The 17254-nt window shown below is 70.8% G+C and carries 16 protein-coding genes and 1 pseudogene; 7 read left to right on the plus strand and 10 right to left on the minus strand.

What is annotated here, in order from left to right:
• Positions 1–47: 47 nt before the first annotated feature.
• From Q4V64_RS45230 to Q4V64_RS45240, 3 genes are read right to left on the minus strand one after another with little or no spacing between them, the layout of a single operon-like run.
• On the minus strand, positions 48–815 hold the full coding sequence (locus Q4V64_RS45230) for an FAD:protein FMN transferase (RefSeq protein WP_124437949.1): 768 nt from the start codon (positions 813–815) through the stop codon (positions 48–50).
• A complete protein-coding gene (locus Q4V64_RS45235; protein WP_124437948.1) occupies positions 808–1251 on the minus strand; it encodes an FMN-binding protein in 444 nt (147 codons plus the stop codon). Before Q4V64_RS45235 ends, Q4V64_RS45230 begins: the two co-directional genes overlap by 8 nt.
• A 13-nt stretch (positions 1252–1264) precedes the next feature.
• Positions 1265–2629: a ferredoxin reductase family protein gene (locus tag Q4V64_RS45240; RefSeq protein WP_124437947.1), complete on the minus strand. Its 1365-nt coding sequence runs from the start codon at positions 2627–2629 to the stop codon at positions 1265–1267.
• 169 nt (positions 2630–2798) lie between these two features.
• Here Q4V64_RS45240 and Q4V64_RS45245 point away from each other — a divergent pair, with 169 nt between their 5' ends.
• Positions 2799–3533: a response regulator transcription factor gene (locus Q4V64_RS45245; RefSeq protein WP_124437946.1), complete on the plus strand. Its 735-nt coding sequence runs from the start codon at positions 2799–2801 to the stop codon at positions 3531–3533.
• Positions 3530–4975: an ATP-binding protein gene (locus Q4V64_RS45250; protein WP_124437945.1), complete on the plus strand. Its 1446-nt coding sequence runs from the start codon at positions 3530–3532 to the stop codon at positions 4973–4975. Before Q4V64_RS45245 ends, Q4V64_RS45250 begins: the two co-directional genes overlap by 4 nt.
• Positions 4976–5490: 515 nt before the next feature.
• Here the strand turns inward: Q4V64_RS45250 and Q4V64_RS45255 are convergent.
• The 3 genes from Q4V64_RS45255 to Q4V64_RS45265 form a co-directional block, all read right to left on the minus strand.
• Complete coding sequence (locus Q4V64_RS45255; protein ID WP_253266765.1) at positions 5491–6675, minus strand: MFS transporter; 1185 nt, start codon at positions 6673–6675, stop codon at positions 5491–5493.
• On the minus strand, positions 6672–7238 hold the full coding sequence (locus Q4V64_RS45260; RefSeq protein WP_124437944.1) for a Chromate resistance protein ChrB: 567 nt from the start codon (positions 7236–7238) through the stop codon (positions 6672–6674). The genes Q4V64_RS45255 and Q4V64_RS45260 overlap by 4 nt, the downstream gene beginning before the upstream one ends.
• 165 nt (positions 7239–7403) lie before the next feature.
• A complete protein-coding gene (locus Q4V64_RS45265; RefSeq protein WP_124437943.1) occupies positions 7404–7778 on the minus strand; it encodes a hypothetical protein in 375 nt (124 codons plus the stop codon).
• Between the two features lie 693 nt (positions 7779–8471).
• On the opposite strand from Q4V64_RS45265, the pseudogene Q4V64_RS45270 reads away from it, so the two are divergent.
• A pseudogene (locus tag Q4V64_RS45270) lies at positions 8472–8555 on the plus strand (transcriptional repressor); the annotation flags it as partial.
• 29 nt (positions 8556–8584) lie between these two features.
• On the opposite strand, the gene Q4V64_RS45275 reads toward Q4V64_RS45270, so the two are convergent.
• Genes Q4V64_RS45275 through Q4V64_RS45285 form a run of 3 tightly spaced genes read right to left on the minus strand, consistent with a single transcriptional unit; the run spans position 8585 to position 10527 of the window.
• Positions 8585–9106 (minus strand): YcxB family protein, encoded by a 522-nt coding sequence (locus tag Q4V64_RS45275; RefSeq protein WP_124437942.1) that lies wholly within the window; start codon positions 9104–9106, stop codon positions 8585–8587.
• A gap of 49 nt (positions 9107–9155) precedes the next feature.
• Complete coding sequence (locus tag Q4V64_RS45280) at positions 9156–9989, minus strand: transposase family protein (protein WP_124437941.1); 834 nt, start codon at positions 9987–9989, stop codon at positions 9156–9158.
• Between the two features lie 58 nt (positions 9990–10047).
• Entirely contained in the window at positions 10048–10527 is a 480-nt protein-coding gene (locus Q4V64_RS45285; RefSeq protein ID WP_253266764.1) for a hypothetical protein, read from the minus strand.
• 1564 nt (positions 10528–12091) lie between these two features.
• Between Q4V64_RS45285 and Q4V64_RS45290 the strand changes: the two genes are divergently transcribed.
• The 3 genes from Q4V64_RS45290 to Q4V64_RS45300 all read left to right on the plus strand — a co-directional run bounded on the left by Q4V64_RS45290 (position 12092) and on the right by Q4V64_RS45300 (position 14851).
• Positions 12092–12415, plus strand: a complete 324-nt coding sequence (locus Q4V64_RS45290; protein ID WP_253266763.1) for an SLATT domain-containing protein — start codon at positions 12092–12094, stop codon at positions 12413–12415.
• Entirely contained in the window at positions 12412–13731 is a 1320-nt protein-coding gene (locus tag Q4V64_RS45295) for a nucleotidyltransferase (RefSeq protein WP_124437940.1), read from the plus strand. The genes Q4V64_RS45290 and Q4V64_RS45295 overlap by 4 nt, the downstream gene beginning before the upstream one ends.
• Before the next feature lie 805 nt (positions 13732–14536).
• Positions 14537–14851, plus strand: a complete 315-nt coding sequence (locus Q4V64_RS45300) for a hypothetical protein (protein ID WP_253266762.1) — start codon at positions 14537–14539, stop codon at positions 14849–14851.
• Here the strand turns inward: Q4V64_RS45300 and Q4V64_RS45305 are convergent.
• Positions 14802–15875, minus strand: a complete 1074-nt coding sequence (locus tag Q4V64_RS45305) for an ADP-ribosylglycohydrolase family protein (RefSeq protein WP_124437939.1) — start codon at positions 15873–15875, stop codon at positions 14802–14804. The genes Q4V64_RS45300 and Q4V64_RS45305 overlap by 50 nt on opposite strands.
• 213 nt (positions 15876–16088) lie before the next feature.
• Here Q4V64_RS45305 and Q4V64_RS45310 point away from each other — a divergent pair, with 213 nt between their 5' ends.
• Positions 16089–17207, plus strand: coding sequence for a glycerate kinase (locus tag Q4V64_RS45310; protein WP_124437974.1), 1119 nt, complete (start codon positions 16089–16091; stop codon positions 17205–17207).
• Positions 17208–17254: the final 47 nt, after the last annotated feature.

Consider the following 17254-nt stretch of genomic DNA (forward strand, 5'->3'; position numbering starts at 1 on the left):
AGGGGGGCGCGCGTTGCTTGAGGGCATGAGGTGGCCCGTGACCCGCGTCATCGTCCATGGACGGTGAATCCGGTTGTGCGCCATGCCTGGCCGTCGGGCTTGAGGGCGAGCGCCTCGTATCCGGGCAGCGATTCGAGCCAGTCGCGGGAGCTGTCGCCCCTGGCGAACGCGGCGGTGGCGTAGGCGTCCGTCATGGTCAGCCGGGGGCCGCTGACGGTGAGGGAGGTGAGTTCTGTGGCGGGTGTGCCGTCGTGAGGGTTCAAGATGTGGGCGCCGCGTTCGGCGGTTCCTGAGGTGGCGATGGCCAGGCCCTGCTCGGCGGTGATGACCGTGGCGAGCTCGCCGGGGCGCAGCGGGTGGGCGATGCCGATGTGCCACGGGGTGCCGGGGGCGGCATGGCCGCGCAGTTGGAGGTCGCCGCCGCCGTTGACGCATGTGTTGCGGGCGCCGGCTTCGTACAGCAGCTGGGATGCGGCTTCGGTGGCCCAGCCTTTGACGAGGCCGGAGGGGTCGAGGGAGCCGTTGGGGGTGATGCTGAACCAGCCGTCGCTGGTGTGCGTGGCGTGGGCGCACAGCGACAGCACTTCGTGGACCTCGGGCGGGCAGTCGGTGAGGCGGATGTCGCCGCGGTCGAGTCGGCTGATGGCGCTGTCGGGTCGGTAGGTGGAGAACACGGCGTCCACGGTGTGCAGGGCGCGGACGGCGTGGGCGAGGGCGCGGTGGATGGCTGAGGTGGGCTGGTCGCGGATGTCGAAGGAGAAGACGGTGCCCATCACGTGTTCGACGTGGTGCAGGCGGCGTGCGGTGTCAGGCATGGGCTTGGTCCAGGGCGCTCTGCAGGGACTGGATGTAGCCCTGGCTGGTGTAGCTGGCGCCGGAGACGGCGTCGATGTGGGCGCTCTGAGCGCCCAGCGCTTCCTGGGTCAGTCGGGGCAGGGCGTAGGAGGCGATCTGCTGGTCCCGGCCGTTCTGGTCCGGTGCCTGGAGCACCCGGACGGCGGTGAGTTTGCCGCTGGTGAGGGTGACGGCCACCTGCACGGTCCCGTACTGGGTGTCGATGGGATCTCCGGTGTACGTGCCCGTCCCTCTCGGCTTGCCCGAGGTAGTACTGCCCGGAGCGGGCGGCGCAGAGGAGGCCAGGGGGGAACGTGGCGGGACGCCGGCCAGGGCGGGGAGCTGGTGCGGTTTGAGAGCGAGCAGCGTGGTGACCAGGGCGCTGATCCCGGTGGTGGCCAGGACGGCTCGGCGCATGGTGGTTCTCCTTTTAGAGCGCGAAAGACTCGTGGTGGATGCGGCGGCCCGGCACACCTGCCTCCCGCAGTGCCCGTATCGCGGCCTCGGTCATGCCAGGCGGGCCGCAGAGATACACGTCGTGCGCGGCCAGGTCCGGCACCAGGCTGGTCAGGCCCAAAGCGGTGAGCGGCGGGGAGTATCCGGTCGGCTCGTCGACGATGTAGTGGACGGCGGCGCGGCGGTGGGCGGCGATCGCGTCGATCTCACCGCGCAGGGCAAGGTCCTCGGCGCGGCGGGCCCGGTAGATGAGCGTGACCTGTCCCGGCAGTGTCTCGAACAGGGTCCGCAGGGGGGTGATGCCGACGCCGCCGCCCAGGAGCAGGACCTTGGGGGCGGTGCGGCGGTGCGCGGTGAACCCGCCGTAGGGGCCCTCGGCCCATACGCGGGTGCCGGGAGCCAGCCGGGCGAGCGCGGCGCTGTGCCCGCCGGCCGCCTTCACCGTGATCCGTAGCCGCCCGGGATGGGCGGGGGCGGAAAGCGAGTAGGGGTTGGCGGTCCACCACAGCCCGCGGGTAAGGAAGCGCCAGCGCAGGAACTGACCCGGCTCAGCCCTCAGCTCGTCAAGGTGCTCGCCGCTGAGGTGGACGGAGACCACGCCCGGCGCCTCGGGATACACCCCAGTGACCCGCAGGCGGTGGCGCAGCCCGCGCCGCAGGGGAACGGCGAACCGGTACCAGGCCACCAGCGCGGCGACGCAGAGGAAGAGCGTGTACCAGGCCGCCTGGGCGAGTCGGTTGCCGACGAAGTCCGCGCCGTTGGAAAGCTGATGTCCGAAGGTGAGGAAGACGGCGAGGTAGGTGGCGAAGTGCAGGTAATGCCAGGTCTCGTAGCTCATCTTCCGGCGGGCGGCGCGGGCCGAGAGGATGCCGGTGGCGAGGAACAGCAGGAAGCCGGCGGTGCCCTTGAGGAGATCGGGGTAGTGAAGTACGAGGGTGGAGGTCTGGCTGACCACGTTCGTGTGGGAGGTCAGGGAGTAGCCCCAGATGATCAGCAGGGTGTGGGCGAGGGCGAGCGAGATGGTGCAGCGCCCGCCCAGGGCGTGCCAGCGGGCGAGGCGGTCGGTGCCCACGGTGTGGTCCAGGAGCGGGATGCGGCCCATCAGGGCCAGCAGGACCGCGCACGCGTAGCCGGCCAGCAGACCGGTGATACGCCCCGCGCCGGTGAGCCAGCCCGCCGGGCCGATCACGGAGGTCGTGTCGCTCCACCACAAGCCCAGCACCCCGGCGGCACCGGTCCAGATCAGCAGCTGCGCCAGGAACGGCACGATGCTGCGGCGCGGCTGCCGGTGACGCATTCCGCGGCTCGCATAGGTGGTGGACGTGAACGTGGTGGTCATGAGGCTCCTCCGGAAGAGCACGCTCCGGCGATGGGCGGCCAGCCTCACGGCCCGACCTCTGCGTACCTTCTGAAACAGCCCCCGGCGGCCCGCCTCAGCGGCGATTCAGAGGAAACTCAGAGGTCCCGCCCCTCACGGCAGTGCCGGGCTGGGGGATGCTGGGCAGACCATGGACGAGCGCGGAACGAAATCTCTCCTGCACCGACCCGACGGGGCGCCGGTGCGGGTCCTGGTCGTCGACGACGAACCGGACGTCACCGACGTGCTGGCCGGCGTACTGACCGGCGAGGGCTGGCAGGTGCGGACGGCCGCTGACGGGGCCGGCGCGCTCGCGACGGCCGGTGACTTCCGGCCCGACGCGGTGGTTCTGGACTGGATGCTGCCCGACCTTGACGGCCTGCAGGTCCTGCGCGAACTGCGGCGCGAGGCGCCCAGCGTGTGCGTGCTGTTCCTGACCGCCCGCGACGCGGTCGAGGACCGCATCGCGGGCATCACCGCGGGCGGCGACGATTACGTCACCAAGCCCTTCAGCCTGGAAGAAGTCCTGGCCCGGCTGCGCGGACTGCTGCGCCGGGCCGGCATGGCCACAGAGCCGGGTGAGAACTGGCTGACGGTCGGCGACCTCACCATGGACGAGGAAGCCCGCGAAGTCCGCCGCGCGGGGACGGTCGTGGACCTGTCCCGCACCGAGTTCGAACTCCTGCGGTTCCTCATGCGCAATCCCCGCAGGGTGCTGTCCAAGGATCAGATACTCGACCGGGTCTGGGCCTACGACTTCGGCGGCCGCGCCCACATCGTCGAGCTCTACATCAGCTACCTGCGCAAAAAGATCGACGCCGGACGCATCCCCATGATCCACACGGTGCGCGGTGTCGGTTACGTCCTCAAGCCGGAGCCCTCGTGAGACGGCTTGTGCCCCGCACTCTGCGCGGCCAGCTCACCGCCGGACTCGTCACCCTCCTCGCCCTCGCGTGCCTCGCCGTCGGTGTGACCACCGCTCTCGCGCTGAGAGGGTTTCTGATGGGGCGTCTGGACGAACAGCTCACCGCATCCGGCGGCCGGTTCGCCGCCAGCCTGGAACATGAAGCCACACCCGACGCCGACAACCGCCCCGATACCCGGGGGCAGTCCGAGGCGACCTTCGGCGCCCGCCTCCTTGCGGGAGCCGTCAGCCAGGCTGCCGTGGTCGACGACGCCACCGACCGCCCCGTCCAGCTAGCCAAAGGTGATCGCCGCGCACTGGCGGACATCCCCGCCGACGGACGCGGACACACCATCCGCCTCTCCACGCTCGGGCCCTACCGCCTCATTGCCGTCCAGGGCGACGACCACGACATCCTGATCACCGGTCTGCCGCTGCACCCCGTCGAAGACACACTCCACCGCCTCGAAGCCGTCGAGGCCGCCGTGTTCGGCGCAGCCCTCGCAGCCACCGGCATCGCGGGCGCCCTGTGGGTACGGATCTCCCTGCGCCCTCTCCAGAGGGTCACCGCACAAGCCGCCGGCGTCGCCGGACTGCCGCTCGCCAGCGGCGAAGTCGCCATGCCGCAGCCCCTGCCCGACACCGACCCACGCACCGAAGTCGGCCAGGTCGGCACCGCGCTCAACCACATGCTCGGCCACGTCGAGGACGCCCTCACCCGGCGCCAGGCCAGCGAGGAAAGACTGCGCGCCAGCGAGGAAAGGCTCCGGCACTTCGCCGCCGACGCCAGCCACGAACTACGCACCCCCGTCGCCAACATCCGCGGCCACGCCGAACTCGCCCTGCGCCACCACGGCCCCGTCCCCATCGAAGTCCACCACGCCCTGGAACGCATCGACGCCGAATCACAGCGCATGACCCGCCTCGTCGACGACCTGCTCCTCCTCGCCCGCCTCGACGCCGGACGCCCCCTCGAACACGAGACGGTCGACCTCACCCGGCTCGTCCTGAACGCCACCGAGGACGCCCGCGCCGCAGGCCCTCAATACCGCTGGCTCCTCGACCTCCCCGAAGAACCCGTCACCGTCACCGGCGACGCACACCGCCTCCAGCAGGCCATCGGCAACCTCCTCGCCAACGCCCGCACCCACACCCCACCCGGCACGGAAGTGACCATCTCCCTCACCGCGGACACCACCGGTACCTGGGTGACCGTGAGCGATGACGGACCGGGCATTCCCGAGGGGCTCCAGCCCGAGGTCTTCGGACGCTTCGTCCGCGCCGACCACGCCCGCTCACGCAGCACCGGAAGCACAGGGCTCGGCCTCGCCATCGTCCACGCCGTCATCACCGCCCACCACGGAACCGTCGACGTCACCAGCCGCCCCGGCCACACCACCTTCCGCCTGCTGCTCCGAAACTGACATGCCTCCGGCCCGGAAGACGGTGGAACCGGCCGTGTACAGCGGCCCCCCGTTGTTCTTCGAGGGCGTGGGTCCGCGGTCGGCACCGGCGGGTCCTGCCAGGGCCGCGAAGAACATGCCGGGGAAGCTCTGAGGTTCTGCTCAGCGGGCGCCGGCGAGTTCGAGGACGCGGTGCAGGTCGTGGGCGGCGGCGAAAGCGCACAGGGCGCTGGCGCCGACCACGGCGGCGGCTGCGGTCAACGGGAGCAGGGGGACGTGCAGCGGCGGCGAGTAGATGCGCGGCTCGGCCAGCAGGGCGGCGACGCGGCGGGGTATGGGCCCGGCGCCGTGCAGTGCGGAGCGGCGTCTGCCGAGCAGTCCGAGGACGGCTTCCGGGACGTAGTCTGCTCAGACCTTCTCGGCCGTACGCCGCCTCTGCCGCGACGCGGTGCTCCCGCCTCTGGTCACCAACGTGCCCCGATTGCACATCCAGGGCCGCTGGCGGTCACGGAGGTAGCGGGGCTTGGTCTGTCCGACTACCTGGGTGCCGGTGTGGTCCGGCGGTGTGCGGTCAGGGCCAGGGCGGGGCCGAGGGCCAGCAGGACGGCCAGGGCGGCGTAGCCGTAGGTGAGGGTGGTGGTGGCGGCGACGGCGCCGACCAGCAGCGGGCCGCCGGCGTCGCCGAGTTCGCGGCCGAGTTCGGCTGATCCCATGGTCTGGCCGAGCCGTTCAGGGGGTGTCGTGGCGGCGAGCGCGGCGAAGCCGAGCGGGGTGATCAGGCCGGTTCCGGCGCCGATGAGCGCGGCGCCGAGCAGCACGCCCGCAAGGCCGGGCAGCATCGCGGCCACCAGCCCGGCGGCGGTGAGGGCGAGTCCCCATGCCAGTCCGGTGCGTGCCGTGAAACGCTCGGCGTCCAGGGCCTTGCCCGCCCATGGCTGGACCAAGGCCGCGCACAGGGCCAGTACGGAGACCGCGGCCCCGGTGGCAACCGTGCCGAGCCCGGCGGCGGCCCCTGACACCGGCAGGAAGCCGACCCCGACCGAGAGCGCGGCGGTGGCGGCGGCCAGCGCGCCCGTCGGGCCGAGGAAGGCGGGATCGGCCAGGCGGCGGGCGAGGTCGAGGACGGTCTGCCGGGCGCGGGGCAGCGGTGGGACGTGCGGCACGGCGGTCAGCGCCCACACGGCGACGGCCGCGCCGAGCAGGGCCATCACCGTGAACAGCAGCCGCAGCCCGCCCGCCCAGACCAGCACTCCACCGAGCAGCGGGCCCAGGGTGTAGCCGATCGACTTGTAGAAGCCATACGAGCCGAACGCCCGTCCGTGCTTGGCCGCCGGGTTGAGCCGTGCGACCAGGGAGGATGCGGCGGGTGAGAACGCGGAGGCCGCCGCTCCCTGCCCGAGCCTGGCCGCCCACAGCCAGCCGGGGCTGTCCGCGGCCACGTACGAGGCCGAGGCGAGCGCGAAGCCGAGCAGCCCGCCGATCATCACCGGGCGGGCGCCGATCCGGTCGGCCAGCGTGCCGAACAGCGGCTTGAGGAGAACCTCGGCGCCGTCGTACAGGGCGAGCAGCCCGCCCAGGACCAGCAGCGAGGTGACCGCGTCGTCGGAGAAGCCGCCGAGGTTGGCGGCGATGCCGTGGGCGCCGAAGGCGGTGGTGAATCCGGCCGCGTACAGCGGCCACATGGTGCGCTTGGGCGCGGAAGCTGCTGCCTGCGCGGTCATATGTCCTGCCCCGGGGTCTGGTGCAGGGCGGCGAAGACGCGTTCCGCGTAGTCCTCGCAGGCCGCCGCGCACTGCTTGAGCCGTTCGCCCGCGCGGGCCGCCTCCGGCGAGCCGAAGACGTCCCGTGCCGTCAGATCCCGGTGCCAGCGGCGCAGCCGCTCCAGGCTCTGCTCTTCCTCCTCCAGCTCGGCCAGGGTGTACTTGGCCTTGCGGATCTCCTTGGCCAGCTCCGCCTCGTACTTGCCGCAGTCGGCCAGGAACTCGGCCCAGTCCTCGGCCCGGGCGGCGGCGAACAGCTCTTTGAGCCGTGCGGCGTCGGCGCCCGTGCGCCCACTGGCCGCCAGCGTCACCACCTCGCCGCCGGCCTCACCGGCCAACTGCGCGGCGCGCGCGAGGCCATCGGCGAACACCGGAACGTCGGGAACCGCCCAGGCACCCTGGCCCAGGGACAGCGCGCCGATCCGGCGCAATTCCCGCCACACGGCCACGCGGTGCCGGGAGGGGGCGGCGGGAAGCCGCACCAGCAACACCACCCAGGAAAGAGAGGGGCAATCATCAGTCACGCAGCTGAATGTAGCGATTGTTACTTCTGTATGGGTGGCGGGCGCTACGGGCTGCGGCTGCTGCGGGCGTCCGGGGTGGCTTCCAGGCTCCGACGGGTTCCGGCAGGAGAGGGAGCGGGCGGCGCTCAAGGGCTGCAGGGCGTCGGGCGGCGGCAGGGGGCGCGATCAGTGGACCCCGGCGAGTTTGAGGACCAGGTGCAGGTCGTGGGCGGCGGCGAACGCGCACAGGGCGCTGGAGCCGACCACGGCGGCGGCTCCGGCCAGCGGCAGCAAGGGGAGGTTCAGCGGCAGGGCGTGTGTGCGGGGCGGTTTGAGCAGGGCGGCGACGCGCCGGGGGATGGGGCCGGCGCGGTGAAGCGTGCTGCGGCGGCGGCCGAGCAGGCCGAGCACGGCGTCGGGCAGGCGCCTGCGGGGTCGGTGGTGGGCGGTGGCCAGGGCGGCCTTGCCGACCGCGCGGGCGACCTGGCGGCGGTCGCCGCACACGGTGGCGGCACGCTCGTCCGCCCAGCGTTCGACGGTGTAGGCGACCGTGGTGGCCACCGGGCGCAGCAGCGGGTTGCAGGCGGCGGCCAGGTGGGCGGCGGCGACGAAGGCGCGAGCTGTACCTGCTCACCGCCGCGGCCGTCCTCGCCACCACCCTCGTCGCCCGCCACCTGCACCGACGCCGCACAACTGCCGCCGAGCACCACTGAAGCGCGCCGCCCAGGAACCCACCCGCCGTCCTGGCCAAGACCGGCCACTTCCCGGCCTCGTACCACGCCCGCACCTGGACGCGCCCACCTGCGCCAGGGCACCGGCTTCACCTCCTTCAACAGTCTCCAAGAGCTGGGAAGGACGGCGACCACACCCTGATGCCCGGGGGCAGCTGTCAGCCCGCACATTCCGGCCGACCAGGAAGGCCCCCGCCCCCGATGACCCGGCCCAGGGGCAAGCTGCAGGAGCAGGCGACCGAGCTGAGAGCCGACCGCATTGTTCTCTTCTCCATCGGCTCCGGCGCAGCGCAGGCGGCGCCGACTCCCTCTCTTCTTGGCCCTGACCGGTGGTATTCCTGCCCCTGGGATCAGTGGCTTGATTCCAACCTGAAGTAGCAGGTCACAGCTCTGGTGTGGGCGGTGGGTGGGGCACTCCTGCTGGTGAATACGGTGATCGCTGCGGGGTGATCGTCCGTCACCGGGAGATTCAGCCTCGCGGAACTGCTTCGGCGGCCTCCAGCCGAGCCACCTCCGCGTCGATCTCTACCGCCGCTGCTCCACCGGCGAACACCATCACCTCGTCTGCCGGGTCTGCGGCAAGGCGGTCGAGGTCGAGCGCCCCGCGGCCGCGGCGGCAGAGGACTGAGAAGGGGTTCAGACACGGGGCAGATGGCGGCTCACGAGGACACGCAGCCGCTCCGCGTCCCGCGAAGAGCGCAGCCCGCGCTTGGGTAGCACCTCCACGAGCAGGATGTTCGGGTCGCGGCTGAGCAGCACCACATGGTCGCGGGTCTCGCGGTAACCGCGGAAGACTGACCAGCGCTGTACGAGCGTCGCGTGCGCGGTCTCGGCCGCGATCCCCGTCTCGCTCACGGACGTGCGGTACTCGCCCTGCCAGGAGACTGTGCGCAGCGCGTGGTGGGCCTGGAGGTGGGGGATCGACCAGATCAGGGCGGCGCAGAAGACGGCGGTCACGAACGACTGCGCGGAGCTTTCCGGTGCGGTCACCACCAGCACGGCGCCGGCCCCGAACAGCCCCGTGAAGCCCCACCGGACCAGGTGGAGGCGCCGACGGCGCTCACGCACCCGGACGCCCGCGAGGAAGTCGGCGCGCGTCGGCCGGTAGACCAGCTCGACCGTGTCCTGTCTTCCGTCCCGCCCCATGTCCACGACCATGAAACGGGATCGTACTGCCCATGCCGGCTGCCGTGATCAGCTACGTCCGTCAACGCTGGATCTCGCCGTTCGTCAGCACGAGGAGAGCCCGCAGGAGCGTGGTCGCGTGGCGGGCGTCGATGCGGACCTTGGTGAGGATCCGCCAGTTCTTCAGGTCTGCGAAGCCGTGCTCGTTCGCCGCTCGCTCGCGGCTGACCAGCCGGTTGGCCTCCTTCAGGGCGGCGGTGAGGGGATGGCCGCGGGTCGCTTTGCGGCCGGTGACGATCACCGGGTCGTCGGGGTCGTCGTCCAGACCGACGAAGCCGAGGTCCGCCAGCGCCCCGAGGCCGGCCTCCCGCAGGTGGGTGGTGATCTTGTTGTGGCGGGCGGCGGTGATCTCCGAGGAGCGCCCCGGCTTCGCCGCCGAGATCCACACCAAGTTGCCCTTCTCGTCGGTCAGGGCGAGGAACAGCAGGCCGTGGGTCTTGTGCTTCCCGCTGTAGTTCGGCCGGTTGGCATCCCCGGTGCGTCGGCGAGTGCGGACGAGAGTGCCGTCGAGCAACACAACGACGCCACCCTTCCGGGCGATTTTCTTCAGGGCGCGGTCCAGGCGCGGGGCCCCCGCGGCGAGCAGGCCGGTCACTTCCAGAAGCCAGCGGCGCACGGTGGACGCGGAGATGCCGTTGCCACCCGCCATGTCGGAAAGCCGCTGGTCGTGGCGGAGGACGGCCAGGACGATCAGGGCGATGCGGCCGGGCGGGAGCTTGCGCCAGCGCGAGCGGATCTTCTTCAGATGGCCGCGGATCAGGCCGGAGACCAGGTCCAGGGTGGCGCTCGACAGCGGCAGGCGGCACTGGTAGACAAGCCCTTCAGTGCCCTCGGCGGGGCGGTTGTTCCTTCGCATGGGCACCCCAACTCCCGTCGGGTGCCTGCGCGTTACGCCGAAATCCGGCCGCGGCCGGTCAGACCGCTGGCTGCGGCAGGGCGGTGAAGCGGCCGGCCGGGGTGCGATGCAGCCAGCCCCGGTCCGCCAGGCGCCTGAGCTTGTCGCGTACCGGTTCGACCTGCCCGGGCTGGGTGCCCCTGCCGAGCTGGATGCTGACGTCCTTGGCCGGGACCGGTTCCGAAGCCGCGGCCACGATCTTAATGATCGCCTGGTAGCCGGCGGGCAGCGCGCTCTCGTCCACGCCCGGCTCGCGGTGCGGGATCAGTAGCATCCCACCTGCACCCGGAGTCGTCGTCACTCGCTCCAACTCCTCAGCCACGGCCGGGTCGTCGGCCTGCCCGTTTCGCTCGGCCTCGATGAACTGTCCGATCACCACCTCGGCGGCCTCCAGCCGGGCCACCTCGGCATCGACTTCGGCGAGCTCCTTACGCAGCCGTTCGGCGCGATCGGCCAGCACGACCCTCCGCTGCATCACCCAGGTCAGCACGTCCGCCACCAGCAGCCCCCTCCCACCCAGCTCTCCTTGGAGCCTAGGAACATTCCGGACTCAGCATTGCGATTCCGGCGAACCGGCAACGCGCCGAATGATCACCTGCTAACGATCACGCCCACGACCGGCACGAGCCCCCCAGCCCCGGCCCACGCCAGCACCGGGACCAGCGAATTCAGGTTGAACAACGCTCATTGATACTCCGTCAGAGGAGCAGCTCAGGCGCAACTTCCGAGAAGCATCCCTGAAGCGTGGCTGCTGCTGGGCGTCGGTTACAGGCGCTTCGCTGTGCGGTCGCGCAGCAGCAGCCACTGACTCGCGTCGGCGTCGCCTGAGCGCGCTGCCGGTCCATGCAGCAGCACGGCGTAAGCCGTCCTCTCCGCCGTGCCCGGGGCGCCATACTGGCCTGGCGCCTCCGGGGCAGCAGCAGCCACTGACTCGCGTCGGCGTCGCCTGAGCGCGCTGCCGGTCCATGCAGCAGCACGGCGTAAGCCGTCCTCTCCGCCTTGTTCGGGGCGGCATACTGGCCTGGCGCCTCCGGGGTCGGGAATGACCTCGTCATGCCTTTCCAGGCCTTGTACGCGTTCGGAGTGCTGAGCATCGGCCCTCCTGGGCTCAATAGGGTCATGCAGTGAAGTACACGCAGGTACTGCTTCTCCCGCGGTGTCTTCTCGTGCCTGACGCGGGAGGCATGAGGCAGGGTCGTTTCAAAGTCCTGTTTGCGGGTGATCGTGCAGGTCAGGCGATGCCGCCTAGGTCGAGCGGCATGTTGAAGGGGTCGTGGCCGCCGAGGTCCGGGCTCTGGGCCTGAGTTGGGGGTGCTTCACGTCGAGCTGCGGCTGACGGCGAGCGGTCCCCGCGTGATCGAGGTCAAGGGCCGGCCGCCGGCGGCTCGCGGGCCGTACCGTCGCACGACGCAGGGGGCTCCGGGATGGTCGCCGCCTACGGAATCACCACCGCGCACGCGGCACAGGCGTCGGCGAGCTGCCAGGTCCGCCCCCGGTCCGCCCGGATCAGCACCAGTTGCTCTGAGCCTCGCTCTCGCCCGGGCCTGGAGCCAGGAGCTTCGCGGGGCCGCCGTGGAGAAGGAGTGCGAGCGGCCTTGCGGCATCGTGTCCACCGCTCTCCGCTACCTGCGCGAAGCAGGAGAGGGCCGCAGGGCAGGCCGGATCGAGCGAGACCTGAACGGGAGGTAGCTCAAGTCGGTGGGAGTGTCAGTGGTCGCCGCCATACTCAGAAGATGTGCAACTGACGTTCAGGCGCATGTCCAGGAGTCCTCGACCGAGTAGGAACGAATTGACACCCGAGAGCGACGCGGTGCCTGACCGCGACCCGTACCTTCTGGCGCAGATGCGAGAGGCCTTCGGGCGCGTGGTCTACAGCCACAAGACCCATGAGAAGCAGGCGGACATCTGCTTCACCAAGCACCGGTGGCAGCAGGGCGTCCTCATTGCTCTCACCGCGATCAGCTCGGGCACCTTCCTTGCCGCGGTGGTCGGCCTGCTCGGCAACGCAGTGCTGACGAGCATCGCGACCTCTTCTATCGCGCTCCTGGTCAGCTGGATGAGCCTTGGGGACGCAGACCTTCAAGTTCGAGGAGGAGTCCGAGGCCCACCGCGGCATCGCCTCTCGGCTGTGGGACGTCCGGGAGTCCTACATCTCCCTCATCGCCGACCTGATGTCCGGCACCGTCTCCAACGCGGAGGGCCGAGAGCGGCGAGACGAGTTGCAGCAGGCCGCGCGCGACGCCTACGCCGACGCGCCCAGGACGAGCAACAGGGCGTTCGAGCGCGCCCAGGGCGGGCTGCAGAACAACGAGGAGATGACGTTCACCTCGCACGAGATCGACCTCTTCCTCCCCGAGGCGCTCCGGCTCGGCGAAGGCGAGGCATGACGATGAAGACCTCAGAGATCTTCGAAACACTGCTCAAGAACCTGAAGGTCGGGGAGACGGCCACGACGGTCGCCTCACGGCGGGACGAGATCACGAAGGCGCTCAACAAGGACTTCCGCGACAAGGACGGCTGCACCGACTACAAGCTGATGGTCGGATCGTTCGGCCGGCACACCGCGATCAAGGGAGTGTCCGACCTCGACATGATCTTCATCCTCCCGCCCGGGATCCGGTCAAGCTACGAGGGGGACACCGGCCCGCGGAGAATTCTCGAGAGGGTTCGGGACGACCTCAAGGCGCGGTACAAGAACACGGATATCCGCGTCGACCAGTGTGTCGTCCGAGTGCGGTTCACGTCCAACGCCTTCAAGTTCGAGGTCCAGCCGGCATTCGAGAACGCCGATGGCAGCTTCGACTACCCGGACACGAAGGCTGAGGGCTGGAAGGTCACCAAGCCGCGCGAGGAGATCGCTGCGACCAAGGAGTGCAACGACCGCACCTCGACGAACATGCGCCACCTCGCCCGGATGGCACGGGCATGGAAGAACGCGAACGGCGTAAACATGGGCGGCCTGCTCATCGACACCCTCGTCTACAACTTCCTCGACCAGACCGACGACTACGACACAGCGGGCACAGGCTCGTTCGACCTCATGGCCCGCGACTTCTTCGAATTCCTCAAGGATCAGTCAGAGCAGGAGTACTACCTGGCGCTGGGCAGCCGGCAGCGGGTCCACGTCAAGGCGCAGTTCCAGCCGAAGGCGAAGAAGGCGTACAACCGATGCCTCGAGGCGATCGCGGACGAAGGCAAGACGTCCGCCATCAAGAAGTGGCGCGAGGTCTTCGGCACGTCGGTGCCGCTGGCGAAGAGCGCGAGCGAGTCGTCCCGGTCGTTCAGGGACACCGAGGAGTTCATCGAGGATGAGTTCCCGGTCGACGTGTCCGAGACTGTGTCCATCGACTGCGAGGTCACGCAGGCCGGATGGCGTCCGACCTGGCTCCGTGCGATGCGTCGCGGTGGGATCCTGCTCAAGGCCGACAAGGGCTTGAGGTTCGTGGTCACCAGTTGCTCGGTCGGGGAGCCCTACACGCTGAAGTGGAAGGTGCTCAATCGTGGTCCGGAAGCCGAGCGGCGGGACGCGATCCGCGGCCAGATCGTCGACTCGAGCAAGCGGGGAGTCCGCGTCGAGCACTCGGACTTCAAGGGCGAGCACGTTGTCGAGTGCTACGTCGTCAAGGACGGGGTCGTCGTCGCTCGGGACCGGATCGACGTGCCGATCGGCAACACGAGCGTCAAGACGGCGAACGCCTTGTAGGGAATCGATCCTCGGTGCGCGACGAGGCCCCGACGAATCTGCCGGGGTCTCGTCGCATCGGACGCATCCGCCCGTAGGGTTGAAGCATGAGCAGTTCTCTCGCTGCCATGTCCGAGTCCCTGCTCAACGCCGAGATGGCTTTCGCGGGAGCGGTACGCTGCCCGCCGCCCGGCTGAGCTGCGCTCCGAGGATCCCAGCAGGTCCGCAGAGCAGATCGTCGGTCTGCTCCGCGACGAAGCAGATACCGCGGAAGCGGAGTTCCAGCGGCTTCGAGACCTCGGCTGAGGCTGGTTCTCCGTCGGACGCTTCCGGAGAATGGTGCCGTGGAACGGCAAATCGACTTCTCGCGCGAGCGGCAGATGCTCTGTGGGCGCTGCGATCATCGGTGGCGCGTCGATCTGGACTGGATCGATCGGTGGGAGCAGGCGAAGGAGACCTGCCCCGGCTGCGGCATGGCCTGCGAGCACGAGGACTCGCCTCGGGTGACGCTCGACTCCGGCGACCCGGCGCTCGACGACGACAGGGTCGCGCAGTTCTCCTGGTACCACACGAGCACGCAGGCAGACTGGCCGACGCGGCACTTCGACCCGGCAGCCGTCTTGACTCCCGAGACCCGCAGGAGGATGGGCGGAGAGCAGCGGGTTTCCGCGTGGGCCGCGCGCCAGCGGGCGAAGGCCCTCCACGTCGGCACGTACGAGGCCGCTGTCCACAATATGCTGCGTCGGATCCGCGACCAGGCCGACCAGCGCAGCCAGTTCTGTCTGTATCGGGTCCGTCTGAAGCCATCCGTCGTGGTGCGGGAGGGGTGGCTCGTCGACCCAGCAACTTCGTCGGCGACGTCGTCCTCGACGAGGTCTGCCCTCCAGGCGTCGACGTCGCCCGCTACCTCAACTACCACGAGGACCCCGGCGGGCTCTCCCTGGCGCTGGGGCGGGAAGCGATCGCCGGCGTTCAGCAGGTCCCAGTTCCGCCCCCGGATGCCTGGTACACCGACTGGGTGAGAGAGGCCGTCGCGGCCCTCGAGACCGCTTCCGACGCCCCCATCCCGGCGACCGGCAAGCTGGCCCGCTTCAGCCCTCCGCCTGCGCCAACCGCACCGTCCGCTCCGCCAACTCGCTGATCCGCACTCCGTCGAAGCCGAACACCGCGCTGCGCACCGTGTCCTCCAGCGGGTCCTTCCACTGCGCGGGGATGGCGTCCGCGCCGGTCAGGACGCCGGCCACCGAGCCCGCGGTCGCGCCGGTGGAGTCGGTGTCCAGGCCGCCGCGGACGGTGAGCGTGATGGTGCGGGTGAAGTCGCCGTCGCCGTACAGGAGCCCGGCGGTCAGTACGGCGGCGTTCGGGATGGTGTGGATCCAGCCGAGCCCGGCGGTCTCCCCGGCCACCGTGGTGAGCGTGTCCTCCCAGGTCATCCGCGTGTCGTGGAGGGAGACGACCCGGCGTACCGTACGGGCGAGCCGGCAGCTCGCCGGAATCACGGCGAGCGCCTCGTCGACGGCGTGCCGCACGGTCGGCGCCGTGAACGCCGCCGAGATCAGCGCCGCCGCCAACATCGCGCCGTACACGCCGTTGCCGGTGTGGGACAGCACCGCGTCCCGGCGGGCGAGCGAGGCGGCGCGTCGCGGGTCGCCGGGGGAGGTCCAGCCGTAGATGTCGGCGCGGATGAGCGCCCCGATCCACTCCTGGTACGGGTTGTCGTACGTCGCCGTCAGCGGCGGCTTCAGCCCGTCCGCGAGGTTGCGGTAGGCGGCCCGCTCCGCGGTGAAGGTCTGCAGATACGGCAGCCGCAGCAGCCACAGCTCGCCGACCTGCTCCGTGCTGAAGTCGAAGCCGTGGGTCTCCAGGAGGTCCAGGCCGAGGATGGCGTAGTCGACGTCGTCGTCGCGGCAGCTGCCGTGGATACGGCCGCGCACGCACTGGCGCCACTCGGGGCGCAGCTCCAAGCCGTCGATGTCGCCGACGGGCTCGGGCAGGTAGTCGGTGAGCGGCAGGGCGGCGGCCTGCCGCAGATAGCGGTCGATACGGTCCCGCGTCCACAGGTCGCCCTGCTCGACCGGCTTGCCGAGCATGTTGCCCGCGATCCGGCCCAGCCAGCCTCCGAGGACGCGGTCGGCGAGCTCTGGCTCAGTGCCCACAGGGGTCATAGCACCGGTCTACCCAATTCCGGCGGCGCCCGCGCGGGTTCGGACCGCCCGTACAGGTGCTTGCCGGCCTTGGTCCAGTGGCGGGTCGGGGCATGACGGAGGGGGTGTCCTGAGGTTAAGGTCGCAGCGGCGCGACTGGCCCTGACGTGCGTCGGGCCCGGAGAGCAAGGGGATGGCAAGGTGGCGGACGCTGCAGTGAACGGTGCCGAGAGGGTGCTCATCGCCGCGGACAAGTTCAAGGGGTCGCTGACGGCCGTACAGGTCGCCGAGCGGGTGACGGCCGGGCTGCGCCGGGTCGTCCCGGACCTCGAGGCCGAGGCGCTGCCCGTGGCCGACGGCGGCGACGGGACGGTGGACGCGGCGGTCGCGGCCGGATTCGAACGGCGGGAGGTACGGGTCGCCGGTCCCCTCGGCCAGGAGGTGACGGCGGCGTTCGCGCTGCGCGGGGACACCGCAGTCGTGGAGATGGCGGAGGCGAGCGGGCTGCAGCGGCTGCCGGGCGGCGTCTTCGCGCCGCTCACGGCGTCCACGTACGGCTCCGGCGAACTGCTGCGGGCCGCGTTGGACGCGGGTGCCGGGACGATCGTGTTCGGGGTCGGCGGCAGCGCGACCACGGACGGCGGCGCCGGAATGCTGTCCGCGCTGGGTGCGCGGTTCCTGGACGCGAAGGGGGAGCCGGTGTCACCGGGCGGGGGCGGCCTCGCCGACCTGGCGTCGGCGGACCTTTCGGGCCTCGACCCGCGCTTCGCCTCCGTCGAACTGATCCTGGCCAGCGACGTCGACAACCCGCTGACCGGGCCGAAGGGCGCGCCCGCGGTCTACGGCCCGCAGAAGGGCGCCTCGCCGGACGACGTGGAGACGTTGGACGCCGCGCTGGCCCACTACGCGAAGGTGCTGGAGGAGACGGTCGGGACGAAGGCCGCGGAACACGCCGCCTCGCCGGGCGCGGGCGCGGCGGGCGGCATCGGCTACGGCGCCCTCCTCCTCGGCGCGCGTTTCCGCCCCGGCATCGAGGTCATGCTCGACGTCCTGGGCTTCGCGCCCGCGCTGGCGAAGGCCACGCTGGTGATCACCGGCGAGGGCTCCCTGGACGAGCAGACGCTGCACGGCAAGGCCCCGGCGGGTGTCGCCGCGGCGGCCCGTGCGGCGGGCAAGGAGGTCGTCGCGGTGTGCGGACGCCTCGCCCTTCCGCCGCAGGCGCTGGGCCGGGCGGGGATCCGCCGGGCGTACCCGCTGACGGATGTCGAGCCGGACGTGGCGAAGTGCATCGCGGACGCGGGGCCGATCCTGGAGCGGGTGGCGGAACGGATCGCGCGGGACTTCCTGACCTGAGGGAGCTCACGCGAGGCAAAGCCGAAGGGCCCCGAGCCAAGCAGCTC

The sequence above is a fragment of the Streptomyces sp. NL15-2K genome (assembly GCF_030551255.1).
Lineage (GTDB): Bacteria > Actinomycetota > Actinomycetes > Streptomycetales > Streptomycetaceae > Streptomyces.